Genomic DNA, 23,162 nt, shown 5'->3' on the forward strand with positions numbered 1-23,162 from the left:
TCTCCTGCCTCGTACCCGCCGTGGCGAGCCTCAGCGCTTGGGGAACCCTGGAACATCGAAACTATGCCTCATTATCTGCCGGATGCCGTAATTCGCAATCCCGAAAGTCAGATGTTTGCTGTTGGTCGCATTGCCAGACACAGCCGATTTGGAATGGAATGAACGGGGGTTAACGGAAATTCATCTTCCACTGGCGGGAGCTAATGCAGCCGAAGCCGCGCTAGCCAATGGGCTGGCGCGCAATTGATCTGGGCATGAGCCGTTGTTTTCGGCTGGCCAGATTCCCAGAATGATTATGGCCCGACCGCGCTGGGCCAGATGCGGTACAAGGCGCGTAGCAGAATGGGCAGGACGACTAGATTGGCTGCCAGTCCGCCCAACATGACGATGGTCACCAGATATCCGAATTGCACTGTTGGCACAAAGTTTGACAGGGTTAGCACCATGAACCCGGCGATCAGCGCCAAATTGGCCAGCATGATTGCCAGCCCCACGGAACCGTGCGCCTGGCCAATGGCAGTGTTGAAGTCCGCGCCTGACTTAAGTTCATGACGGAAGCGATACAGGTAGTGAATGCTGAAATCCACCGCTAGTCCCATGGAGACGCTGGCCAACATGGCGGTGGCCATATTCATCTTCAGTCCCAACCAGCCCATGCTACCAATGACAATTAAGATTGGCGAGGCATTCGGAATCAGGGCCAAAACACCCAGTACAGGACTGCGGAAAGACAGGCTAAGCATGACAAAAATCAACAACACGGCGACCCCAAACGTAATCCATTGATCGGACAACATGCTGCTGACCAAGAACATGATCAAAATTTCGGACCCGGCCGATCGAGCGCCAGGGAAATATTTGAGGCCGATCGCCTCCACAGCATTCAGTCGGTCGATCTTGGCCTGATTGCCTTCCAGGTCACCGGTTAGAACCGAGATTCGCAGCACGTTGCGATCTTTATTCCAAAAGCCGGATACCAGACCAGGCTCTCGTTTGTCGATTTGGCCGAGCAGGTATCGAGGAGCTAGATTCGCGATGGCCGCTTGCGCAAAGCGCTCCGACAGGTTGGTCGGCTGAGGACCATTCTTGTTCTGCATAAATGCGAACAGATCGGTGAGTGACATTGAGCCCAACACGCCCTCGACCTGCAACAGCTCGCGCTGAATCTGACGGACCTGTTCAATAAAATCATCAAACTTGGGATCGCTGGCGCTCGGACCGTCAATGATCAAGTCGAATCCTCCGGTAGCCCCCAGTCGTTCAGAAATAAACTTATAGGACTGTACGATAGGGCTATCTTCGTGAAAATTGTCGGTAAAGTCTGTAGCCGATTCCAGACGTGTCGTGCCAATCGTCAAGAACCCAAGCATCACCAGACCGACTGTGGCAAACAGCCAAGGGTAACGTTCGACGGCCCGATTCAACCATTGCAGCAGCACGGCGGCTTTTTTCTCTCCAGGTGCCCGTTGCGGATCGCTGGACCCGCCGCCAATCAATACGGCGCCAGAGATTACTCCTAGAATGGCCACTAACACGAACAGCGTGCCGATCCCCATCATCAACCCAAAACTTTGTACCGGCACGATGCGACTGACCATCAACGAAAAGAATCCGCCCATGGTGGTCAGAATGGTCCATGCAGTAGCGGGGCCCACATGAGCCAATGTTCCGCGCATGGCGGCCTGTGGATCAAGCCACGACCGATACTCGCGATAGCGAATGGCAAAGTGAACAACGGTCCCTACGCCAATCACCGTTACCAAAGCCACCAGTGGCGAACTAACCATACTCAGCTTCATACCAGCGATGACCATCGAGGCTTTGGTCCAAATGAGTGCGAGGTGCACTACGATCAGCGGCATGAACATCCAGCGCAGATTGCGAAACATGATGGCAATCACCAGCGTCATCACCAACGTCGAGTAGATGCCTAGCTTCTGACCGTCGTTTTCCAGGTGGCTGAAGACATCATCTACCAGCACCGGACCACCAGCCACCAGAGCTTCACCAGGATATTGGTCGGCAATCTCACGCAGTCGCTTGATCGTCTGGGCACGCGGTTGATCGGTATCCTCCAATAGCTTGAGCGTTACAACAACAGCCGTCGTCTGACCGTCGGGCGAGATCAGTCGATTCAGGTACAGATCGCTGCCAATCAATTCTTTGCGCAAGTCATCGGCGGTGGCGGCACCGCTAGCCAGCACCTCCTTCAGCGATACATCGCTAAGTGGCGCCGATGGGCGTCTCATGCCCGCCAGACTCATGATGCTATCTACACCCGGAACATCCGCGAGTTGTTTGGAGAACTGCTCTAGTCTATCCAAGCCGTCGACGCTGATCAGGTCCGGGTCTGAATAGGCGACCACACAGGTCTCTTGAGCCCCGAAGATTTCCTTCGATTCCAGGTAATTGGTTAAGCGGGGATCGGACTGATGGAACAGGCGTTCCAGACTGCGGTCAAATTGCAAGGACAGCGAATAAGGCAGCGCTAGCCCGCCCAAAAGCAGGCTGCCGATCAACAGCAGCCAGCGAAACCGAATCAGTTGGCTCACGCCAGCCAGAAGTCCAGGCGACACATCAAAATTGTCATCAGCGCGGTTGCGCGGGTTGTCGGCAGTAGAAGCGGAAAGGTCGCTGTCGCTGGGAAGTTGCTGAGCATCCATCGTGACTGCGCCTGCCTAGCACCGCCTTACTGCGGGCGTTGAGACATGGGGAATCTGTCGCCACCTGAGCGTCAAGAACTGCTGGCGCTCCTGTTATGATCGCATGACGCTATCATAGGACCGCACGGGCTGTCAACAACCCATCAGTCAATTGACAGTCTGCGGAACAATAGTTTGGCCGCCTAGGGCAAGTGACGGCAGCTACAATTGCCCACATGCTTTGGGGTCCACTAGCTGGCATCGATTGCATGGCTTAGTCAGCCAAACGTTGCCGGCGAGCGACTCCGCTGGCATAGGCGGCGGACTCAACCGCAGCGGCAACCGCTTCGCCCACGCGACGATCAAACACCGATGGCACAATGTAGTCAGCGTGCAGCTCATTTTCGCCAATAATCTCTGCAATGGCTTTGGCGGCCGCCAATTTCATTTCCTGATTGATCCTTGAAGCGCGACAGTTGATGGCACCACGAAAGATTCCCGGAAAACACAGCACGTTGTTGATCTGATTGGGATAGTCGGACCGACCGGTGGCCATCACGGCAACATGGCCGGCTGCAAGTTCGGGCATGATTTCAGGTACCGGATTAGCCATCGCGAACACGATCGGGTGGTTGGCCATCCGCTGCAAGTCCTCAACCTTGAGTACATCGGGACCGGACAAGCCCAAAAATACGTCGGCACCGGCCAGTACATCGTGAACGCTCCCAGTTTCCCGTTGGGGGTTGGTATTCTCAGAAAACCACTTTTTAACCGAGTTCATATGCTCAGTTCGCCCTGAATAGAGCGCGCCGGTCTGGTCACAACCAACCAAATTGTGAACGCCGGCCTGCATGACGATTTTCGAGCACGCAACTCCGGCAGCTCCAATGCCATTGACCACGACTTTGACATCTTCAATCTTCTTGCCGACCACGCGTAGAGCGTTGATCAGCGCTGCCAAGACTACGACAGCCGTGCCGTGCTGGTCGTCGTGAAACACCGGTATATCCAGCTCGGCCTGCAAGCGTTCTTCAATTTCAAAGCAACGAGGCGCTGAGATGTCTTCCAGATTGATTCCTCCAAAACCGACTGCGATATTCTTGACCGTTTGCACAATCTGGTCTGGATCTTTAGTATTCAGACAGATCGGAAAGGCGTCGACTCCGCCGAACTCCTTGAACAACTGAGCTTTTCCTTCCATCACCGGCATGGCGGCGGCAGGACCAATGTCGCCGAGTCCCAACACGGCGGTGCCGTCAGTAACCACAGCCACGGTATTCTTCTTGATGGTCAGGCTAAAGACCTTCTCGGGATCTTGATGAATTGCGCTGCATACGCGAGCCACACCAGGCGTGTAAGCCATTGACAGGTCCGAGCGGGTTTTCAGCGGAACTTTGGAGACCACTTGTATCTTGCCGCCCAAGTGCATCAAAAATGTGCGATCGCTGACATGTAGAACTTCAACACCCTCGACGCTGCTGGCAGCCGCTACAATCTCTTGATCGTGGGACTCGCTGGAGGCATTAACCGTTAAGTCGCGAACCAAATGATCGCGACCGACACTGACGATATCAATGCCTTCGATGTCGCCACCTGCCTTGCCAATCGCCGTCGTTAATTCACCTAGCTTGCCCGGTTTATTTCGGATTTTGACGCGAAGTGTGACACTGAAGCTGGCGTTGGGAGAACCTTGACGAGTCATATAATCAGTACCACACTTCCTGTTAGATGTAGAACATGGCCACCGCATCAGGGGTCAGCCTTTGAGCCAGTTGAGCTAAAGTTTGACTGTGCAAGAAACGAGTTTGCAGTTCGTCCAACTCTTGCCAAACTTCGGCGACTACTTGGGCGACGGCATTCCACTGGCCACCGTCCGTCTGACCAAAATCCGCAACGAACGAGGGACTAAAGCACACAGCATCAACAATTGCAGCCAGTGAAATCTGATCTGGAGGCTTGGCGAGTCGAAAGCCACCAGCAGAACCTCGGACGCTGACAATTAGTCCGGCGGTGCGGAGTTGTTGCAGAATTTGGCCTAGGAATTGACTGGGAATTCGCTGTTGATCGGAAATGGTGCGTGCGGTGAGCAATTGACCCGATTGATAGCGAACCGCCAGCGACAGCATGGCTAGCGTTGCATAATGAGATTTGATCGGGAGCTGCATGTGGAAAGTTGCTCCATTTAGTCCGCAGTGTGTAGTCCACATTCGGTCTTAGCGAATCCACTCCAGCGACCAGCTCTCTCGTCTTCGCCGGGCAACACGCTTCGCGTACACGGTTGGCAACCAATACTGGTAAACCCCTGATCATGCAGTGGGTTATACGGAATATTTTCCTTGGCAATCAGACTCCATACTTGCTTCTTCGTCCAATTGGCCAAGGGGCTAACTTTGACCAACCCGAATTTTTTATCCCATCCTACGATGGGTGCTCGCGCACGATCAGGACTTTGATCCCGCCGAATAGCACTGGCCCAAGCATCAAATCCAATCGCTGCTTCGCGCAGGACACTGATCTTTCGCTCGGCGCAGCATCGATTTGGATCATGGGTGTAAACCGGACCACCGTTCAGGCTTTCAAATTCCTGAACGCTTAGTCTGGGGCGTTTTAGCTCTACTTCGATACCGTAGCGACGCTTGACCTCTTCACGCAACTCCAAGGTCTCTGCAAATTGATAGCCCGTATCCAAATTGAAAATCGGGGTGGCCGGGTCGATTTTGGCTAACAGATGAATCAACACCATACCTTCGGGACCAAAGGCCGTAGCCATGGTGAACTTGGGCGCATAGCGCTGTACGGCCCAGCGCAAAATCTCTTGGGGCTCAGCCTGTTCCAGCTGTTGACTGTGCACAGCCAACTCTTCCAGCACCTCGGGCGTAGCAACCGCCGGCTCTGGCAACACAGGATAGCTGCCAGTCGAATCACTCTGGTCGGCAAAATCAGCCGGGGTCAGTACCCGCAGTTGAACAGGTGCCCCAGCTTGCTGAGTTGTGGCTGAAGATGCCGGGTCGTTTTGTCTGTGGGGTAGTGCCATCAAATATAATCCCTTAGCCAAATCGCTCGCAAACAATCGGAAATCGCACCCTCGACCGCCAAATCCACTACCGATACTTTACCATTTATACCAAAATAGTCAAGTATCGTGTCATTGGGGATTTATCGTCACAATCGGGCAGCAGCTTGAGTACCAGCCTGGACGCCCGCCTACGAACTCAAATGGTGATGCTTAAGGTGGCTGCCGGAGTTGAAGGAGTGCATAATCCACGTTCCACAGCAGAACTCTAGGCTCGATAGGCCGGTATTGATCAGCGAACCGAACTGTTGATGCTGGGCTTCGGACCATGCCTGACCTAATAATTCAATCAATAGCAGCCGTTTGAAATCGGCATGGATCACCAGCGCATCCACGTGCGATCCCGGTTCGACAATGCTGGACTCCAACCAGTGCCGCACCGACAGGGCGCGCCGCTGTGCGTCGGATTTCGATTCAAACGGTCTACCCCACCAACCCTGCTGGCCGATGCGCGGATCCACATTCCATTCAGGGTACCGCTGCAAGAGTTCATCTCGGCCCATACCCTGTTCTCCGCGTTTCTCGTGGTCCAGGTAACCGCTGTAGCACCCGCCCTCTTCAAACAGGTCGCTGCGAATTTCGGCCACCAAGCCGGTCGCTTCGGCAATCAGTCTGGTAGTCTCCAGCGATCTGAGGAATGGGCTGCAGTACAATTTGCGCAGCGGGTAGCCGGCCAGAGAACGCGCGATGGCCTGCGCCTGTTGATAACCCAGCGGTGTCAAGCCAGGATCGCACACACGTTGCTCCATCGGCAGAGCGTTGTTGGCGGATTGAGCATGACGAATCAATAGAATGTGCGACATGGCTAATGTTCCATAAACTGCCGCGCCAAGTTAACTTCCTGACTGCCAAACAGGTCGTCCATTTGTGTTGCCGCCAATCGCACGAGTAGTAGCACATGCTCGTCTGTTTGCTTAGCGGTACGAGACACGAAGAACGCCTGCCCCAACGACTTTGGCGGCTGAGTGGCGGCGATAATCAGTACATTGCCGGGGGCCATACGAGTACGAATCTTGAGCGGTTTCCAGGCCTTGATCTCACGTCGAGATTCTTGGCGAACGCCGGAGTCTGTAGTTACAAAGGTACTGCGAGGCTCACCGTGGTGCACTTCAGGTATGAGTTCAATATCGGCTTGCCCATTGTTCAGCGGAAAGGTCGTCAGCGCAAACAGAGCTGTGGGACGGTCGCCAAAGGTCACGCCAGCCAACTGGCCGTCAATACTGGTTAACACCGACATTGGCTCTCCGGCGACTTGCCGCAGCACCACCTCTTTGCGGCGGCCAGCGCGACAGCGCAACAGTCGCATTCCGTGGGGAGTCTCTGAGGCAAGTCCGGCTCGTTCCAAGGCGTCGAGATGACGTTGGCTGCTAGCTTGGCTTAAACGGCGGTTAATCTCTGCCGGCAACTCGCTGCGCAATACGCCAACGCGCACCCCATTAGCATCCAATCGGAGACGCTGCTCCAAATCAATAATCGTTTCGTCGACCGACAGCCAAATCTCTTGCATTTGAGCAACTTGATGGTCCTCGAAGCGCATCAGCACCGTTTCGATATCCAGGCTGTCAGGCGACGGCTTGGGGACGGGTAGTCCAATGGCCGAATCAACCGATGGTTGGGCATGCCATCGCGCGCACCCACTCTCGCAGGCCAATAGGCTCCAGCCAAGCAAAACCAAGGGCACAAGCCGCAGCCGCGATGCTTTGTTTACATCACGCAAGGAGCCGTATTTGCACTGGTTGTAGGGCACCATGTCCGAGATACAGGTGGTTAGAAGAGCCAGATAATTCGACGTACGACCACCAGATAAATAGGGTGGTGCAGGGGCAGATTAGTGGCTTGGGGACTACCCGGTCAAGGTGACCCGCGATGCTAGCTTGCAGCCGCTTGAAACAAATCACTCCCCTGCCAATTTGCAAGCTTTGGGCTACGATATCAACTCCAATTCCCAGCCGGTGTGTGACGGTCCGGGAAGGCCGTCAACAGGTTTGGTGAATTCAATGGAAAAGATCAAGGTAGCGATCATCGGCATGGGCACAGTGGGCAGCGGTGTCGCACGCCTGTTGTTAGACCACAGCGACCGCGCTGCCAGACACACAGGGCGTGAGCTGGTGCTGGACAAGGCGGTGGTTCATGATCTCAGCAAACCGCGCGACCTGGAGCTTCCCGCAGGCATGCTGACGGATGACTTGGAGCAGGTGCTCAAGAACCCTGAGATACGCTTGGTTGCCATGTTGGTTGGCGGGCTGGAGCCGGCGCGCACATTTACGCTGCGACTGCTGGAAGCAGGCAAGGATGTCGTGACCGCCAACAAGGCATTGTTAGCTGAACATGGTTCTGAGTTGTTTGATCGGGCTCGAGCGTTAGGGCGCTGTATCGCCTTTGAGGCTGCCGTGGCTGGCGGCATTCCAATTATCGCCAACATCAGTCAGTGCCTGGCCGCTAATCAAATATTGGGGCTGGAAGGCATTTTGAATGGAACCAGCAATTTTATCATCGACAAAATGGACCAGCATGGATGGAGCTACGATGCTGCCCTGCGTGAAGCTCAAAAGCTAGGTTTTGCCGAAGCGGACCCGTCGATGGACGTCGACGGATCCGACGCCGCGCAAAAGCTGGCCATCTTGGCTCACTTGGCATTCGGAGCACGGGTGCACTGGCAGGACATTGCTCGTTCCGGAATCGACAGTCTGAACACCATCGATCTCGGCTTTGCGTCGGAGCTTGGATATCGTATCAAATTGATCGCTCACGCAAGGTTGACCAATGGCCAAGTGGAGTTGAGTGTCTCACCAACGTTAGTTCGCAAGGGACATCCGCTGGCAGAAGTTCACGCCAACTACAATGCGATCAGCCTGGACGGGGACGCTGTCGGCGATCTGTTCTTTCATGGTCAAGGGGCCGGTCAAATGCCAACCGCTTCAGCCGTGGCGGCGGACTTGATCGACGTCGCCGTCGGAAGGGCACGCATCACCTTCCAGGCCCTTGAATTGTGGAGCGACCGACAGTCGACCGTCAACCTGGCGGCCCAATCCGATTTGCCAGGCCGATTTTACCTGCGCTTGGAAGTCCTGGATCAGCCTGGCGTCATGGCACAGATCACCAAGATCATGAGCGACCAAAAACTTTCAATAGCCTCGATTATCCAGCACGAATCCGATCCAGATTCATCCGTCGCCGCGAGTAGTTTGACAGACCGCAGCGCACGCAGCGTGTCGCTGGTTATCATGACTCACGAAACCACCGCAGGCGCCGTGGATCGCGCCGTTGGTCATTTTGTGAAGCTGCCTGTGGTAACCGGCAATGCCGTTCGGATGCGGGTGTTGGAAACTCGCCAGAAGTCCTAATGTACCCATAACCAGCGCACGCCGCGGCGCAATCAACCATTTACCGCTTCCAAACTATGAAGTATGCAATCATTATTCCTGACGGCTGCGCTGACCAGCCGCTGCCACAGCTGGATGGAAAGACTCCACTTCAAGTCGCCAACATTCCGCACATGAACGCGGTGGTCCGTGATGGCTTGATCGCCGAGACGGACAACGTGCCCTTGCACTTTCCCGCTGGCAGTGAAGTCGCCAATATGTCCCTGTTTGGGTACGATCCCAATGAATACTTCACCGGTCGCGCGCCTATCGAGGCTGCCGCGCAGGGCATCGCACTGGGCCCCGATGATTGGGCGGTTCGCTGCAATCTGGTAACGGTCCAGAATCAGATCATGCTGGACTTCACCGCGGACCATATCTCGACCGCCGAGGCCAGCCAACTCTTGAAGACCTTGGCAGATGCGGTGGCTGATGATCGCCTGCAGTTTGTGCCGGGAGTCAGCTATCGCAATTTGATGATCTATCGTGGTCGGGCTGGCGAGCCCGCTCCGTTTGCGACGGACACGCGAACACGCGCGCCTCATGATTTGACTGACTTACCGGTGGTCGATGACTATCCGCGAGGTCGCGGCAGCGATTTGTTGACAGACTTGATGAATCGCTCGGAGACTCTATTTGCGGATCATCCGGTGAATCGACAGCGGCTGGCGGCAGCCAAGCGACCGGCTACCAATGTGTGGCTGTGGGGATTGGGCGGCAGCCCACAGCTACCGGATTTCAGCCAGCGATTCGGTGTACGAGGGGCGATGATCACGGCCGTCGATTTGTTGCGTGGCCTAGCGGCGCTCGTTGGCTGGGACCGCATCGAAGTGCCGGGTGCCACCGGTTATCTGGATACGAATTACGCTGGCAAGGGCCAAGCAGCCGTCAAGGCCCTGGATCACTTCGATATTGTGTGCGTGCACGTCGAAGCCCCTGACGAAGCCTCACACGAAGGGCGGTACGAAGAAAAAATTCGAGCACTCGAGGCCATCGACCAGCATATTGTGGCTCCGGTCCGCGCCAAACTGGAAAGTCTAGGAGACTATCGACTGATGGTGCTGCCCGATCATCCGACTCCCTGTGCAACTAAAAAACACAGCCATGGCATGGTGCCGTTGGCGCTGTGCGGCACGGGAATCAGCGGATATGGCGAAAGCTATAACGAAGTTGCGGCTGCCGCCAGCCACATCAAGTTTCCCAACGGATGGGAAATGATGCAGCAGTTTGTAAAGGGTCAATGGACCTGACGCAGGCGGAACCATCGGTGAGTCGATTTGACTGTGCGTTAGCTGTTAGTCAATGATCCCGGGAAGTTTGTAGTCTTTCGTTCAACGTATTGCGAGAATTTCGAGTTTCGTTTGTAAGGTTTGACGAAGTATCATGGCGCTCATAGTTCAGAAGTTTGGCGGCACCAGTGTGGCTGATCCAGAAAAGATTTTGGCCGCCGCCCGCAAGGCGATCCGCGCTCAACAAGATGGTAATCAAGTCGTAGTCGTCGTCAGCGCGATGGGCCACAACACGGACTTGTTAATCGACCTGGCAGCGCAAGTCAGCGATTCACCGCCCGCACGCGAAATGGACATGCTGTTGTCCACAGGCGAGCAAGTTAGCGTCGCACTGATGGCCATGGCGGTGCATTCGTTGGGTTCGAAAGCCGTCAGTTTGACCGGTGCGCAAATGGGAATTCACACCGACAGTTCGTTCACCAAGGCGCGCATTCGGCGCATCGAAGCTGAACGTATCCGCAAACTACTCAGCGAAGGCAACATCGTCATTGCGGCCGGCTTTCAAGGTATCGACGAAGACTTCAACATCACCACCTTAGGCCGTGGCGGTAGCGATACGACCGCCGTGGCTCTGGCTGCGGTACTGCTGGCTGACGCTTGCGAAATTCATACCGATGTCGATGGTGTCTACACCACAGATCCGCGGCAATTGCCGGAAGCTCGGCACATGAGCCAGATCAGTTACGATGAAATGCTGGAGCTAGCTAGCTTGGGCGCAGGCGTCATGCACAACCGATCGATTGAATTCGCTAAGAAATACGGAGTACCGATCCATGTGCGAAGTAGTTTCAGCGATACGTTAGGGACTCTGATAGTCAGCGAGAGTGAATCACCGACGACAGCTGTGTGTGGTGCGGCTATGACGCGCGATGAAGCGCGGATCACAGTGCAAGGTGTACCCGACGTACCTGGGATGTCCCTTCGCATTTTCCAATTGTTGGCCGACCATAAAATCGACGTCGACATGATCGTCCAAAACGTGGGAGATGAAAGTCGCGCTGATGTGTCGTTCACGGTACTCAAGCAAGAACTGAAAAAAGCCCAGAACGTCATTGATCACGCCGTTCAGTTGGTCGGTGCGACGGGGGCGACGTATGACGATCAAGTTTCCAAGGTCAGCGTGGTGGGACTGGGCATGGCAGCCCAAACGGGCGTGGCCCGAAAAATGTTCCAAGCCCTGGCCGATGGGAACATCAACATTCAAATGATTACAACCAGCGAAATCAAGATTTCGGTGCTGGTATCGCGCCAGCAAGCTTCTGCCGCGCTCCGCGCCGTGCATCAATCGTTTGAACTTGGCCAACGACCCGCCGACGCCGTTCAATGGCAGACCCTGCCGTCACGTAAGGCCAGCCAGGCCGACCTGGACAAGTTAGTCCATGATCTGCAAGCCGCTGACATGGAGCAGCTACGACTGAGCGATATTAGTTTGACCGACGATCAGGCGCGGATCACGCTGTCTGGTGTCCCCGACTCGCCTGGACTAGCTGCGGACGTGTTTGGCGCTGTCGCCTCAGCGGGTGTCCTGGTAGACATGATCGTGCAGAGCTGTGACGGTTATCAAGGAATTACCAGCATCAGCTTCACCATTCCCCGCAATCAATACGATGCCTGCATGCAGGTTGTCGACCAGCTCAAACAGCAATTCAAAATTGGAAATATCGCGGGCTGTCGCGAAATTAGTAAGTTATCGGTAAGCGGGATTGGCTTGCGTAGCCACACCAGCGTAGCCATTGGCATGTTTGAAGCATTGGCGTCAGCCGGGGTCAACGTTAACATGATCAACACCAGCGAGTTGCGGGTGAACGTCGTGGTCGACAGTCGCTTCGGGCAACGCGCTCTCAGCAGCCTAAAAGAACGCTTCAAGAATGCAGTCAGTTAGGCGATGTTCTACTGTGGTAGCTTGTCGTTGAGCCGCGCCAATTTGGCTTGCACGACTTTCCATTGCTTGACGATTTCACTCACTACCTGAGCCCCCGGCTGGGCATCGTCAGGACGCACGATTTTACCTCGGCTCGGCTGCGCGGCTGCCACTGATGTCGACCGCGTTATGGCCTGCGTCGCCGGTTGATCGAGTTCGACGTTTTCGACCAGCAGTTTGTGACCCGAGATCAATTTCCGCATGGCTGCGGATACTTGCTCGATGATTTGCGGCAGGCCACTCAGCATCGGATCCATGGTGGCCGACTTAACCAATGCAAAACTGCCGCTGGTCAGCACACATTGGCAAGCGCAGGGAGTGTTTGTGGGTGCAACGCCGTCGCGCATTGGCTGAGCGGACTGTTGCCAAACTTGGTTGACGACCGTCGAGTAGGGTGGGATCGAAGAGGATTTCAATTCTATCACGATCCAGCGATCGCTGGAGACGCGGTAGACAATTTGGCGCAAGTCCGCTGCGCTTTGCAATTGTGCATTCAACAGTTCGGTACTCTGCTCGGTGGCGCGGACCGCGTAGATTGAGACGCGACAAGGACCAACTACTGTTTGACGGTTGGCATTTTGGAAAATCCAACTGCGTACCAAACTGGCCACCTCGTCGATAGGCAGTGCGAGGCTAATGACATTGCCCCCTCCGGCGCAAATGTGTGCCGACAGACTGCCTCCCAGCGACCGCACAAGTGACTTGGCAATGTGCAATCCGGAATCGGCTAGTTCCAAGACGTCTTCGCTGGTGTCATTGGCAATCTTCAACAGGCGCGACGGCATTTCCGGTCCTTGATCCTCTATGGAAATAACCAAACGTTGCGATTGAAGGTGGTGCCAAGCTGCCGTGATGGAAATCGTATCATTTGCGCGGCAGGAAGTGACCGTGCCCACAAGCAAGTGGAATAGTGCTCGGCTGAGCCGCTGGTAATCTGTGTACAACAGCGGCAAGTCGTCATTCCAGCCTTGCCAAGTCAACTGCACTGACTTGGCATCAGCGATCGTGTCAAACGTCCTTGCCAGTACAGACCGCCAATTTTGAGGATGAAAACGACGACGTATAAGCGGACTGGATGAACTGTTCGAACCGGGCTGGAAGTGAGCGATTTGCTTGGCCCATTGGGTCACCAACTGAATCTGTGTATTGGCAGCGGACAGGTATTGCGAATCTTCTCGCGACAGATGGCCACTATATGCCACTCGAGTTTTTAGGGCATCCAGAATGTGCTGGGCAGCTACAAGGGGACTCGTGATTTGATCTGCAAAGTCGATTTCTCTTGGCTGCGGATTAGCACACGTGGATAGGTCCGGATGCGAGCTAGCTGTAGCCAAGAAAGGCTCCGGCTGTGGGTGTTCCGCATGCGCTTGGGGACGCCCCTCTACCGATCGTCGGGCCGCGTGTGGGAGATGTGGAGCTAGGGCTGAATGAGGTGCGTGAAGCCGGCCCTGCAGCGGATTATCCAGCGACCGGCGGCCTGGGCTATTGGACTCGGTAGCTCCGGCAACTTGAATTGTAGGTTCACAGCTGGCTGGTTGCCTGCCCTGAACGGTGCCGGTGGTGATCTGCCCAGTGGCTATCACCCTCGAAGTCGGTTGGACGTTGACCTGCAGGTAGTGACGTGATGGTTGATGCGCATTGGAGCTATTCATGGCCTACATCCTTGTTACCCCTCGAACACAGCCACTTCGTCATGGCAGAGCCCATGCGATTTAGAATCTTCACGGACAGGCCAGAATAGCTGCTGAGAAAAACGGATTCGAAGACATCCTGAGTCAAACCGGACGTCTGTGCAGCTAGGTTATCGGGTCAAATGCAGGCAATGTCCAGCTGCAGGTAGCGGCGGCTTCCACAAACGCAGGTCAGTCTACTAACGGTAACGCTTGTAGCGTTTGTTGGACCATGCCGGGCCAGGGCACTTCGATGCAATCACCAGCGATAATGGCGTTGATAGACTGGGTGGGGCCGCGGCGAATTGCTGTAGATCACTGGTTGCTCGTGAATGACGGTGCCGCGGTGAGTAGGGGTTGGATGAGCGTAACCGGGAGCGGTCGTAGACTGTCCCGCCAGTGGCGCAGTCTGCATGGCTGTTAAAACCGTATCACTGACACCTTGCTGGTGCAATGAAATGATGTCATTCACCTCCAATCGTCGCTGCATACCACGCGCATTGATCTGAGCGATGATGACCGATTCTGCCAGGCCGCTACGGGTCATCGACAGGACATCGGTGGTAGTGACGCCCGATTGTACAACCGCTTGTTGTTGGGCGTAGAATTGCTGCTGTTGATTGTGCAGGGCTTGTTGATGAGCCTGATGTTGTCGAGTTTGCTGGTTGTCGTACGAACGGCCCATCATGCCGCCCGCCACAGCACCAACGGCCCCACCGATCAGCGCGCCGCCAGTAGTTTTTTGACTCTGCTTGCCAATCAAGCCACCGATGACCGCGCCCGTAGCACCTCCGACAACGGCACCCTGCGTTGTGTAGCGCTGGGCCCAGCAGGAGTTCAGCGACGCCATGCTAGCAATTACTACTAAACTAATGCGCAAAATCATTTCCGGCGCTCTCGCAATTGACAATGAAGATCTGACCAACCAAGCCACTTGTCTAGATCGTCATAACGAAGCGGCAATCTCAAGTAAACTGCGGTTGTGGCTTAGCTTAATCCGACGTCCAGGCACATCATCACGATAAAGCCGCCCATGAAGCCCAACGTAGCCACGTCGGTGTATTTATCGCGCTGCGTTTCCGGGATCACCTCTTCGACAACCACGTAGATCATGGCTCCAGCCGCAAAAGACAGCGCGTAGGGCAGCACAGGCTGGAAGAACATTACGGCCACGGCTCCGGCCACTCCAGCGATCGGTTCCACGATTGCGCTCAATTGGCCATACCAAAACGATCGCAGGCGCGAAACGCCCTCGCGTCTCAGAGGCATGGCCACAGCAACACCCTCTGGAAAATTCTGGATTCCGATACCTATGGCCAAAGCCACTGCAGCTCCGAGTGAAGCTTCGGGTAATCCCAACGCGGCACCTCCAAACAGCACCCCTACCGCCAAACCTTCCGGAATGTTGTGCAGTGTGATGGCCAAGATCAACAGGGTTGTGCGATGCCAATTGGTGCTTATTCCCTCGGCGTCCTTCGCTGGGAAATTGATGTGCAGGTGCGGCAGCAGCTTATCCAGTCCATACATGAACATGGCACCCAGTGCAAAGCCGATCGCGGCAGGCAACCAACCGGGAACTCCTTGCTGCTGAGCTAATTCAATCGACGGCGACAGCAGCGACCAGTAACTGGCTGCAATCATCACGCCCCCAGTAAACCCGAGTAGTCCATCAAACAGTGACCTGTGCACGGTCTTGAACGGAAACACCAAAGCCGCGCCCAGGGCCGTCATCAGCCACGTAAACAGGGTCGCCAACAATGCGGCCACGACCGGACCACGATCGTTTAAGAATTCATTTAGCCACTCCATCACAGCATCTCACGTAGCGCCTAGGTTCGGCAAAGCATGTTGGCCGGCACAGCGATGGTCACGACGGCGCAATTGTCGTTCATCAGGCACAGCCGCCCGCCAAGCGGCACAAATGTTAGCCTAAGCTAACTTTTGACGCGTGTCAAGTGGAAATGCCCCATACCCACTACTCAGGTCCTGGTGCCAGGCCTATGCCGATCCTTACTCTGTGTTATCCGTGGGCTGGAGGTCCGCGTCAAATTGCGGATCGTATGCCTGGGCAACCGCGCTGTCCTCGCTGACATAGGCGGCAATCGGCGAAGGGGGCAAGGTGTCTGATGTGGCCAGTTCCAGCGGCAGCGGATTGCGGCCTTCAGCTAAATGCGCGTTCAGTACTTGCTGGCGAAATTGTTGCTGGTTGGTGGTCAATCCGTAGTTAAGAACGGCATCGCTCAATCGGCCCCCGAGGGTGTCAGCGCGTATCGGTCCTGGGTCAATCCACAGTCCTTCGGCATCCAGTTCCATGGTACCTAAGTTCAAATCCAGTACTCGTCTCAGCGCCTCGTAGTTGACGAAAATTCCGATCAACTCGCTTTGCGTCAACAACAGATCGTTCAGTGCGGTAATCGTGTCGCGGGCAGCCGTGGGCGACACGACCCCCAGCGTTTCATTGATCTGCCGGACATCTTCATTGACGCTAATCTGTTGTGCCGCCGTTTGAACGGCAAAACGTTGGAGTTCAAACGCCAATTGCCGTTGGCGAATGGTGCGCAACGTGGTCCGCATTCCCTGCCACACACTATCCTCGAAGCGATAGTAAGCACGCTTAGCCTGCTGGTACTCGATGAGTGCTTGTCGATAATTGTTGCGCTCTTGCAAACGCGTGATCGGCGCATCCCACTGTAATCCCATAGTCATGCGACCTGTCGAACCGCGCAGTGCAAGCGGATTGGGGCCATAGTTTTGCAGATCGCCACTAATTGTGAGATCGAGAAAGCTTTCCAATTCATCAGCCACTACTTCGATGACTCGCCATCGGTTTACCAAGGCTGCACGATTATTGAGCCAATCATGGCGATTGACGCGAGCGATTTCTACCGCGTCGCGAGTGTCGATATCGACTTCGGGCAGTAGCACGGATTCGGTCCGGGCCCGAGCCTGTAGCAGTTGTATCGCCAGCACATCATCGCTCATCGCCGCAACAGAATCTTGAATGCCTAAAACCACGTCTGTGCTGATAGCCTCAAATCGCTGGCTGTCGTCAGCAAATTTGTAGAGGCCATCAGAAATTTCTTGGATGCGTTGCTCCAGCTGCGCACCCGCCCGAGCATGTTCTTCAAACCGCTGCTCAAATCTATCAAGGTCGCTCGCAAGTTGATCTGGCAATTCCTCCAAGCCTTCACCGTCCAGGAATGAAAAATTTAGCGCGCCGGTCGGCAGGATCGTGCACACCACGCCTTGTTCAGAGCGAGTGATTTCAAGCAGGCGATCGAGTTGCCGACGCCGCTGGGGAATGGCGGCGCGAAGTGTGGCGATGTCCGCGCGGATCTGCGGCAAGTCAGTTCCGACGATGGTTTCGCGAATCTGTCTGAGCGGCTTGAGCCTGTTTGCGAGTTCCGTCAGTTGATTTGTCAGCGATGGCGTCGCCGCCAAGGCTCGGAAGGAAGCGCCACTCTGTGCGTCGATTTCGGTGCGGCTAAGTTCCAAAATCTGCGAACTGTTTTCGCCGACTACGACTCGCACGGCAGCCAACTGGCTGCGCCGTTCACGCAACTGTTGCGATACCAGTTTGAATTGATCCAACATGGGATCGCTAATCTCGACGCACAAATACGGCGGCAGCCCCAATGTGCCTTTGAAGTTGTCCAAAGAATCTTCGAAAGCGGCACGCGACTGCAGGAGGTTCGTCTGCTGGTTGTAGATATTTTGCAGTGCCTGCACCACCTGGAGCTTTTGCTGTGGAATCGCGCTTTGGCTTTTCGGAACCGTCGTTAATTGTTCGTTGTAGCTATCCAGAAGTTGCAAATAGACTTCCGTCAGTTGCGTTACCGTTTCCTGTTGATTCGCAATCTGTAGTTGGTCTTGCAGTAGTCCGAAGAAGCCCCGAGCACCGGGGATGTTGTTGCCGGCCAATCCCCCCAGGCCAGTGCCAGTATTGCCGGTACCCAGAGTGCCAAAACCACCACCCAAGCCGGTAAAGCCGCCGAAGCCGGCTCCACCAAACACACCACCACGCCGTTGGGGCTGAGTATCGGGATTGAGCCCTACGGCCACTTGGACGTAGAAAGCTCGCCGATAACGCTCGAAGGCCCGAATGTTGGCCAACAACGTGCGCTCGGCCAGAGTTAAACGTTCAAGGACAATATCGCGTCCAGCTTGTCGTAGCAGCGGCTGCACCAGCGAGAAATCCAGCAACGTGCGTGAGGATTGCGAATTGGGGCCTGCGATTTGCCAAGTGATGTCGTTGGCTAGTCCAACCACCAAGTCGGCGCCGGTTGCAAATCTTTTTTGCATTGCCCAATCGCGACGACCGACGCTGTTAGGGCCGGTTGACCAAGTGCTGGTGCTGCCCGGAATGACCGCATTGTTGCGATATGGACCGGTCGTATTGTAGCCGGCTCGCCAGCCGCCGAAGAACTGCGAATCAAACCTGAATCGTTCGCTGGACACATCCAAGGCCGACAGGTACACCTCTTCCACGTTGCGCTGGTAGTTGGGAGAATGCAGTAATGCAAGTCGCACGGCTTGCTCCAGATTCAGCACCAGCACACCGCGCTGATCCAACGGCAGGCAACTCACCCAATCCGGGTTCTCTGCTTGGTTGGTGCGACCATTGGCTTCCCAGAGTGGATATCCCTTTTTCTTATCGACCATACGCATATAGCGGTTGGCCTGAGGATCGTCTTCGGGCATCGGTGGCCGATCCGGATTGAACGGGTCGAACATCCGGCTCTGCGGATCAACCTGAATGTTGATCGGAGTTGCATTCGCCTCGCAGCTTTCGAGCCGCTTTTCTTCCAGCAAGTACTGGACTTCACGATCCGTCTTGGCGCGATAGCCCTTGCGGCTGCAGCCCGGCCATGTTCCAACTGCGCACAGTAGGCCGACCAGAATCAGGGCAGACTTCCAAACGAAATTATTCATGGGCTGTCCACAGCGGAAAACTCGACGAACTCTTGCTGGCATTGGCTACGCAGCCGTATTCCTTGTCTTGGTTCGGGTTTTGCTGGAACTAGGGATAAATCCGAATGTTTTGGGCGTTCCAATTATCCTGGCTTACCAACTTGCTGTATGAGAATGGATGAGTAGCCCCGCCTTACATCGTCCGCTCCCGTAGACGGGAAAATCGCCTGGCAAACCCAAAAGTTGAACGTAAATAGATGCGAAATGGCTGCGGCCGAAGTACACTGAAAGCTTGCAAATTTGTAGCGTTCATCCCGTTGCCAACCGCCTGCTGCCAATTGACCCGCTTAAGGGAGCGTATAGGGGTGGCGGTCGGACGCTTCATTGACTGCATTGATGGTGCAAGGGTTCGGTCGTAGCGAGAATCAAGTCGACTTACTTATCGTTAGCAGGATTGCGACTAGCCATGGGCTTGGGCGGCATACTTTTTATTTTGGTCGTACTGATCTGCCTGATCTTGTTTATCGTGGCGATTGTCAAGACGGCGCGGATGTGGGGTGCTCTACACATTGTCTTGCTGTGCATCCTGTTTATCCAGATTTGGGTCTTCTTGATCTTTACCGCCGGCGTGCAACATGAACGTGTCCGAGCGACCAAAGAAGCTGCCACGCAGACCGAGCGAGCCAAGCGAGTCACCGCCGAAACAAACCGCTTGCGATTCGGCAGCATCGATGCGCCAGTGGACTCTTTGGAGGCGGTTGTGCCGGTCCAAGCCCGACTGGAACGACTGACTATCGACCGCGGCCGCGTGTGGCGACAATTGCGTTTTGAGGGTCAGCAGGATAACCGCATTCAGTTGACGCTAGCTGCGCCGTCTGCCAAAGCTGATGCCACAGACGGTCAACCTCCCGCTGCTGCGCCGGCGACCTCTGGCGCCAGCTTACCAGCCAACCTCGTCGTTTACGGCTTCGCCGAAGAGCTGGATAGTGAAGGTCAGCCACTGCCGGTTTATTATCTCGGCGAATACCGTGTAGTGGACAGCGCGGCGACTGGCGGACGGATCACGATTGAATCCACGTTGCCAATCCATCCCCTGCATCAGGCGCGCATCGCACAAGGCCTGGATGGTTGGACGTTGTACGAATTACTGCCCATCGACAGCCACGTCGCCTTTGCGGCTCCCGGATCGGAGCCCAGTGACGAAGCCATATTCGGCAGGATGGACGAAGAGGCCATACAACAATTGTTGGCTGGTGTCCCGGAATCGGTTATGTCGGCATACCTCCGTGACGGCCAACGCGCTTCTGAGGATGATCGCCCAGAGATGATTTGGGAGCAGGTCAGTCTCCTGAAAGATCACCAAGAGACGGTAGATAGCGGACAAAACGCGGATGCGACTATAAGCGGTTACTTTGATCCGCAAGGCCTGAGTGTCGACCTACGGCTGAAGCGGCACGGACAGGTCGAGCTGTCACCTTCCGATGTACGCGACAACCGTATCGTAGTGATCGAATCTGCGGCCCGCGATTGGATTAGTAAAGGCATTGCGGAGCGCGTGCAGCGGCTCTTCGTGCGACCTCTAAACGACTACCTAGGACTGTTTAACCGCAAGTATGCCACCGCTTTTGAGTTGCAGGAGCGCGTCAAGTACTACCAGTATCAGAATCAATTGATGGAGCAAGCGACTCAAACAGCTCAGGAAATGTTGGCCAAGCGGCAGCAGGAAAAGCAACTATTGAGTTCCGACATATCCCACTACCAAACAGAGATCACAGCCCTGGAATTGGCAGTGACAGCGGCTCAATCGGATTTAGAAAAACTCAAGACTGACCTGAGTCGTTTATATCAAGCAATTCAGCAGTATCACCAACAACTGATTTCAAGCGGATCCTGACCACGGTAACATAGCGGCTACCGCAGAATCCTGTGTCATTAGAAAACTCGTTATCTCGCCCTGGAGCTTGTTCACCAATATGAGATCTCTTCAACTATCAGTGACTTTATTGCTTTCGCTGTCTGCTGCTCAGGTATCTGGACAAGGCACCGCTTTGACCGAACTCTACGGAGAGGGAGTACATCGGTATTTTGCTCGCGACTACCTGGGAGCCGAAGAGTTGCTAACCCGTGCCATCGAAGGTGGTTCGCAAGATCCTCGTACCTATTTCTTTCGTGGGCTAGTACACGCGGCCATTGGCAATGATGGACGAGCGGACTTTCAGGAAGGTGCGCGCATGGAGGCTTTTGGCCGTTCGGGAATCAACGTCAGCTTGGCTTTATCTCGTATCCAGGGCTATTATCGAACCGAAATAGAAAAGGCTCGGCGTGATGCGCGGATTGAAGCGTTGCGACAGCGCGAACTGATGCAACAGTCCCTGCCGACAGGACCCGTGGTACCCATGTTGCCGACACCGTCGCCGATGATACCTCCAGCACAAACAGATCCCTTTCGAGGAGAAGACGGCCTACGCTCGAAAGAAATCGATGCCATCCCACCCGTAGCGGTCACTCCACCGGAAGACGCGCGAGAGGGCGTTCAGGCGGATACTCTAACAGATGATTCAGACCCTCTGAACAGCCAATCTGATGAAGCCACCGACCCCTTTGAGGATGAAAAGGAATCCGCCCCTTCGACCAACGACGATCCGTTCCAAGAGTCGGATTTGATGGAAGACTTGAAGGATACCGATGCGCAACAGCCACCGGCCGATTCCGACGATGATCCGTTTGCGGACCCGTCGTTTTAGCCTGTTGAAGTTGCGTTTTTCCTGCTGAGGGGAATCTCGGCTGTCTGCCGCGACAATCCGCAGCCTCTGCCTAGCCGGCCCTGTAGGTGTGAGCTGGGGTTTTGCAAGTTGCCGTAAGTGGTGTAGGATATTGTGGGCTCGACTCAATCGAGGTCGCTCGCCTTCCCATCCGCTCCCTATCCCACCTCAGTACTGGAGCACGGTTAGCATGGCTATCCATCGCAATTGTCAGGGTATGGTCCGTCGAGACTGCATCAAGCTCGGGTTGGGCGCGATGGTGGTTGGTGGCTTGACTGAAGCACTCAGATTACGTCAAGCTACAGCCAGCACTGTTGCCCCGCGACCTACCGCCTGCATCTTGATATGGCTGGATGGTGGTCCAAGCCATTTTGAAACTTTCGATCCCAAGCCAGAGGCCGCCGTTGAGATTCGTGGAGAATTTTCAGCCATCTCGACCAAGGTACCCGGGATGATGTTTTCTGAGAACATGTCGCGGCTTGCAGCGATCAGCGACAAGCTGACCATCGTTCGCTCGATTCGCCATGATCAAAATAACCATGGTGCCGGCAATCATTACATGATGACCGGTGCGCCCACCCGGATTCCGGTAAGCTGTGGTGCATACGTGAGCTTCCATCCGAGCATGGGCTCGGTAGTGTCAGCCGAGCGGGGGGCTCCCCCAGGCGTGCCGCCGTACTTTGCACTGCCGTCCCAAACGCGTTCTGGCGGCCCCAATTTTTTAGGCCCCAAGCACGCGCCATTTGTGGTAGCCGATGACCCGAACAGCAAATCCTTTCGAGTTCGCGACGTAACGCTGCCGGAAGGCCTGGATGATGGCCGAACGCTTGCCCGACGTGAGCTGCGCCAACAATTGGACGGCATGTTGCGGTTCCGTGATCGCGCGATGGCTGACCCAGTCCTGGGTGCCGATGAAAGTTATCAACAGGCATTATCGCTAATGACGTCATCGGCGGCGTTGGAAGCGTTCGATATTCATCGCGAGCCGAACTCGATCCGCGAAGCATATGGGCGCAATCGGTTTGGGCAACAAGCCTTGCTTGCTCGACGGTTGATTGAAGCCGGCGTACCCTTCGTCACGATCAACAATGGCGGCTGGGATCATCACAGTGAGATATTCGAGCGTTTTCGCACGCAAGGTCGTGAACTCGATTCGGTTGTAGCCGCCTTGATCAGCGATCTTGATCAGCGCGGCATGTTGGACTCAACTCTGGTAATTGTCATGGGTGAGTTTGGTCGCACACCTGCGATTTCGACGCTGGCCGACCGCAAGTCGCCGGGCCGCGATCATTGGTCGAGTGCCATTTCCGTGTTGTTAGCCGGTTGTGGTACTCCCGGCGGGCAAGTGGTGGGCGCAACCGACAAGAATGGCTATACAGCCGTAGAAAACATCTACGCTCCGGAGAATCTGGCGTCATCGGTTTATCTCAAGTTAGGCATCGATCCCAACAAGATATTGATGACCGATGTGGGCCGTCCCGCTCACCTGGTTTCTGATCCCAGACCCATTCGCGAAGTCATGGGCTAGGCGA

The 23,162-nt window shown here is 55.3% G+C and carries 16 protein-coding genes; 6 read left to right on the forward strand and 10 right to left on the reverse strand.

Going from position 1 to position 23,162, the window contains the following annotated elements; translation table 11 throughout:
• Positions 1-293 precede the first annotated feature (293 nt).
• The 6 genes from KF752_11300 to KF752_11325 all read right to left on the reverse strand — a co-directional run bounded on the left by KF752_11300 (position 294) and on the right by KF752_11325 (position 7,432).
• Entirely contained in the window at positions 294-2,663 is a 2,370-nt protein-coding gene (locus KF752_11300; protein ID MBX3422129.1) for an MMPL family transporter, read from the reverse strand.
• 253 nt (positions 2,664-2,916) lie between these two features.
• On the reverse strand, positions 2,917-4,344 hold the full coding sequence (locus tag KF752_11305; protein ID MBX3422130.1) for an NAD-dependent malic enzyme: 1,428 nt from the start codon (positions 4,342-4,344) through the stop codon (positions 2,917-2,919).
• A gap of 22 nt (positions 4,345-4,366) precedes the next feature.
• Positions 4,367-4,807 carry an Rrf2 family transcriptional regulator gene (locus tag KF752_11310; protein ID MBX3422131.1) on the reverse strand — a complete coding sequence of 147 codons (441 nt, stop codon included), beginning with the start codon at positions 4,805-4,807 and terminating at the stop codon, positions 4,367-4,369.
• A gap of 17 nt (positions 4,808-4,824) precedes the next feature.
• Entirely contained in the window at positions 4,825-5,676 is an 852-nt protein-coding gene (locus KF752_11315) for a phosphoadenylyl-sulfate reductase (protein MBX3422132.1), read from the reverse strand.
• A gap of 170 nt (positions 5,677-5,846) precedes the next feature.
• Positions 5,847-6,518 (reverse strand): histidine phosphatase family protein, encoded by a 672-nt coding sequence (locus KF752_11320; protein MBX3422133.1) that lies wholly within the window; start codon positions 6,516-6,518, stop codon positions 5,847-5,849.
• Positions 6,519-6,520: 2 nt separating this feature from the next.
• Positions 6,521-7,432: a hypothetical protein gene (locus KF752_11325; GenBank protein ID MBX3422134.1), complete on the reverse strand. Its 912-nt coding sequence runs from the start codon at positions 7,430-7,432 to the stop codon at positions 6,521-6,523.
• A gap of 280 nt (positions 7,433-7,712) precedes the next feature.
• Here KF752_11325 and KF752_11330 point away from each other — a divergent pair, with 280 nt between their 5' ends.
• The 3 genes from KF752_11330 to KF752_11340 all read left to right on the forward strand — a co-directional run bounded on the left by KF752_11330 (position 7,713) and on the right by KF752_11340 (position 12,248).
• The gene (locus KF752_11330; protein ID MBX3422135.1) at positions 7,713-9,059 is read left to right on the forward strand and encodes a homoserine dehydrogenase; all 1,347 of its coding nucleotides are present in this window, start codon (positions 7,713-7,715) and stop codon (positions 9,057-9,059) included.
• 56 nt (positions 9,060-9,115) lie between these two features.
• The gene (locus KF752_11335) at positions 9,116-10,327 is read left to right on the forward strand and encodes a cofactor-independent phosphoglycerate mutase (protein ID MBX3422136.1); all 1,212 of its coding nucleotides are present in this window, start codon (positions 9,116-9,118) and stop codon (positions 10,325-10,327) included.
• A gap of 133 nt (positions 10,328-10,460) precedes the next feature.
• On the forward strand, positions 10,461-12,248 hold the full coding sequence (locus KF752_11340) for an aspartate kinase (protein ID MBX3422137.1): 1,788 nt from the start codon (positions 10,461-10,463) through the stop codon (positions 12,246-12,248).
• 8 nt (positions 12,249-12,256) lie between these two features.
• Here KF752_11340 and KF752_11345 read toward each other — a convergent pair whose 3' ends face one another.
• The 4 genes from KF752_11345 to KF752_11360 form a co-directional block, all read right to left on the reverse strand.
• Positions 12,257-13,939: a HAMP domain-containing histidine kinase gene (locus tag KF752_11345; GenBank protein ID MBX3422138.1), complete on the reverse strand. Its 1,683-nt coding sequence runs from the start codon at positions 13,937-13,939 to the stop codon at positions 12,257-12,259.
• A 277-nt stretch (positions 13,940-14,216) separates the two neighbouring features.
• The gene (locus tag KF752_11350) at positions 14,217-14,843 is read right to left on the reverse strand and encodes a glycine zipper 2TM domain-containing protein (GenBank protein MBX3422139.1); all 627 of its coding nucleotides are present in this window, start codon (positions 14,841-14,843) and stop codon (positions 14,217-14,219) included.
• Positions 14,844-14,944: 101 nt separating this feature from the next.
• Positions 14,945-15,766 (reverse strand): ZIP family metal transporter, encoded by an 822-nt coding sequence (locus KF752_11355; GenBank protein ID MBX3422140.1) that lies wholly within the window; start codon positions 15,764-15,766, stop codon positions 14,945-14,947.
• Positions 15,767-15,967: 201 nt separating this feature from the next.
• A complete protein-coding gene (locus KF752_11360) occupies positions 15,968-18,889 on the reverse strand; it encodes a hypothetical protein (protein ID MBX3422141.1) in 2,922 nt (973 codons plus the stop codon).
• A 433-nt stretch (positions 18,890-19,322) separates the two neighbouring features.
• Here KF752_11360 and KF752_11365 point away from each other — a divergent pair, with 433 nt between their 5' ends.
• From KF752_11365 to KF752_11375, 3 genes are all read left to right on the forward strand, one after another.
• On the forward strand, positions 19,323-20,762 hold the full coding sequence (locus KF752_11365) for a hypothetical protein (protein ID MBX3422142.1): 1,440 nt from the start codon (positions 19,323-19,325) through the stop codon (positions 20,760-20,762).
• Between the two features lie 79 nt (positions 20,763-20,841).
• Positions 20,842-21,612, forward strand: a complete 771-nt coding sequence (locus KF752_11370; GenBank protein ID MBX3422143.1) for a hypothetical protein — start codon at positions 20,842-20,844, stop codon at positions 21,610-21,612.
• A 208-nt stretch (positions 21,613-21,820) separates the two neighbouring features.
• Positions 21,821-23,158, forward strand: a complete 1,338-nt coding sequence (locus KF752_11375) for a DUF1501 domain-containing protein (protein MBX3422144.1) — start codon at positions 21,821-21,823, stop codon at positions 23,156-23,158.
• Positions 23,159-23,162 lie beyond the last annotated feature (4 nt).

Source organism: Pirellulaceae bacterium (assembly GCA_019636385.1).
Taxonomy (GTDB): Bacteria; Planctomycetota; Planctomycetia; order Pirellulales; family Pirellulaceae; genus Aureliella.

Excerpts from the sequence above, each read along its gene's own strand:
- KF752_11370 (MBX3422143.1), top strand. The coding sequence starts at position 20,842 with ATGAGATCTCTTCAACTATCAGTGACTTTATTGCTTTCGCTGTCTGCT.
- KF752_11300 (MBX3422129.1), bottom strand. The coding sequence starts at position 2,663 with ATGGATGCTCAGCAACTTCCCAGCGACAGCGACCTTTCCGCTTCTACT.
- KF752_11350 (MBX3422139.1), bottom strand. The coding sequence starts at position 14,843 with ATGATTTTGCGCATTAGTTTAGTAGTAATTGCTAGCATGGCGTCGCTG.
- KF752_11355 (MBX3422140.1), bottom strand. The coding sequence starts at position 15,766 with ATGGAGTGGCTAAATGAATTCTTAAACGATCGTGGTCCGGTCGTGGCC.
- KF752_11360 (MBX3422141.1), bottom strand. The coding sequence starts at position 18,889 with ATGAATAATTTCGTTTGGAAGTCTGCCCTGATTCTGGTCGGCCTACTG.
- KF752_11375 (MBX3422144.1), top strand. The coding sequence starts at position 21,821 with ATGGCTATCCATCGCAATTGTCAGGGTATGGTCCGTCGAGACTGCATC.
- KF752_11330 (MBX3422135.1), top strand. The coding sequence starts at position 7,713 with ATGGAAAAGATCAAGGTAGCGATCATCGGCATGGGCACAGTGGGCAGC.
- KF752_11335 (MBX3422136.1), top strand. The coding sequence starts at position 9,116 with ATGAAGTATGCAATCATTATTCCTGACGGCTGCGCTGACCAGCCGCTG.
- KF752_11320 (MBX3422133.1), bottom strand. The coding sequence starts at position 6,518 with ATGTCGCACATTCTATTGATTCGTCATGCTCAATCCGCCAACAACGCT.
- KF752_11315 (MBX3422132.1), bottom strand. The coding sequence starts at position 5,676 with ATGGCACTACCCCACAGACAAAACGACCCGGCATCTTCAGCCACAACT.
- KF752_11305 (MBX3422130.1), bottom strand. The coding sequence starts at position 4,344 with ATGACTCGTCAAGGTTCTCCCAACGCCAGCTTCAGTGTCACACTTCGC.
- KF752_11345 (MBX3422138.1), bottom strand. The coding sequence starts at position 13,939 with ATGAATAGCTCCAATGCGCATCAACCATCACGTCACTACCTGCAGGTC.
- KF752_11340 (MBX3422137.1), top strand. The coding sequence starts at position 10,461 with ATGGCGCTCATAGTTCAGAAGTTTGGCGGCACCAGTGTGGCTGATCCA.
- KF752_11310 (MBX3422131.1), bottom strand. The coding sequence starts at position 4,807 with ATGCAGCTCCCGATCAAATCTCATTATGCAACGCTAGCCATGCTGTCG.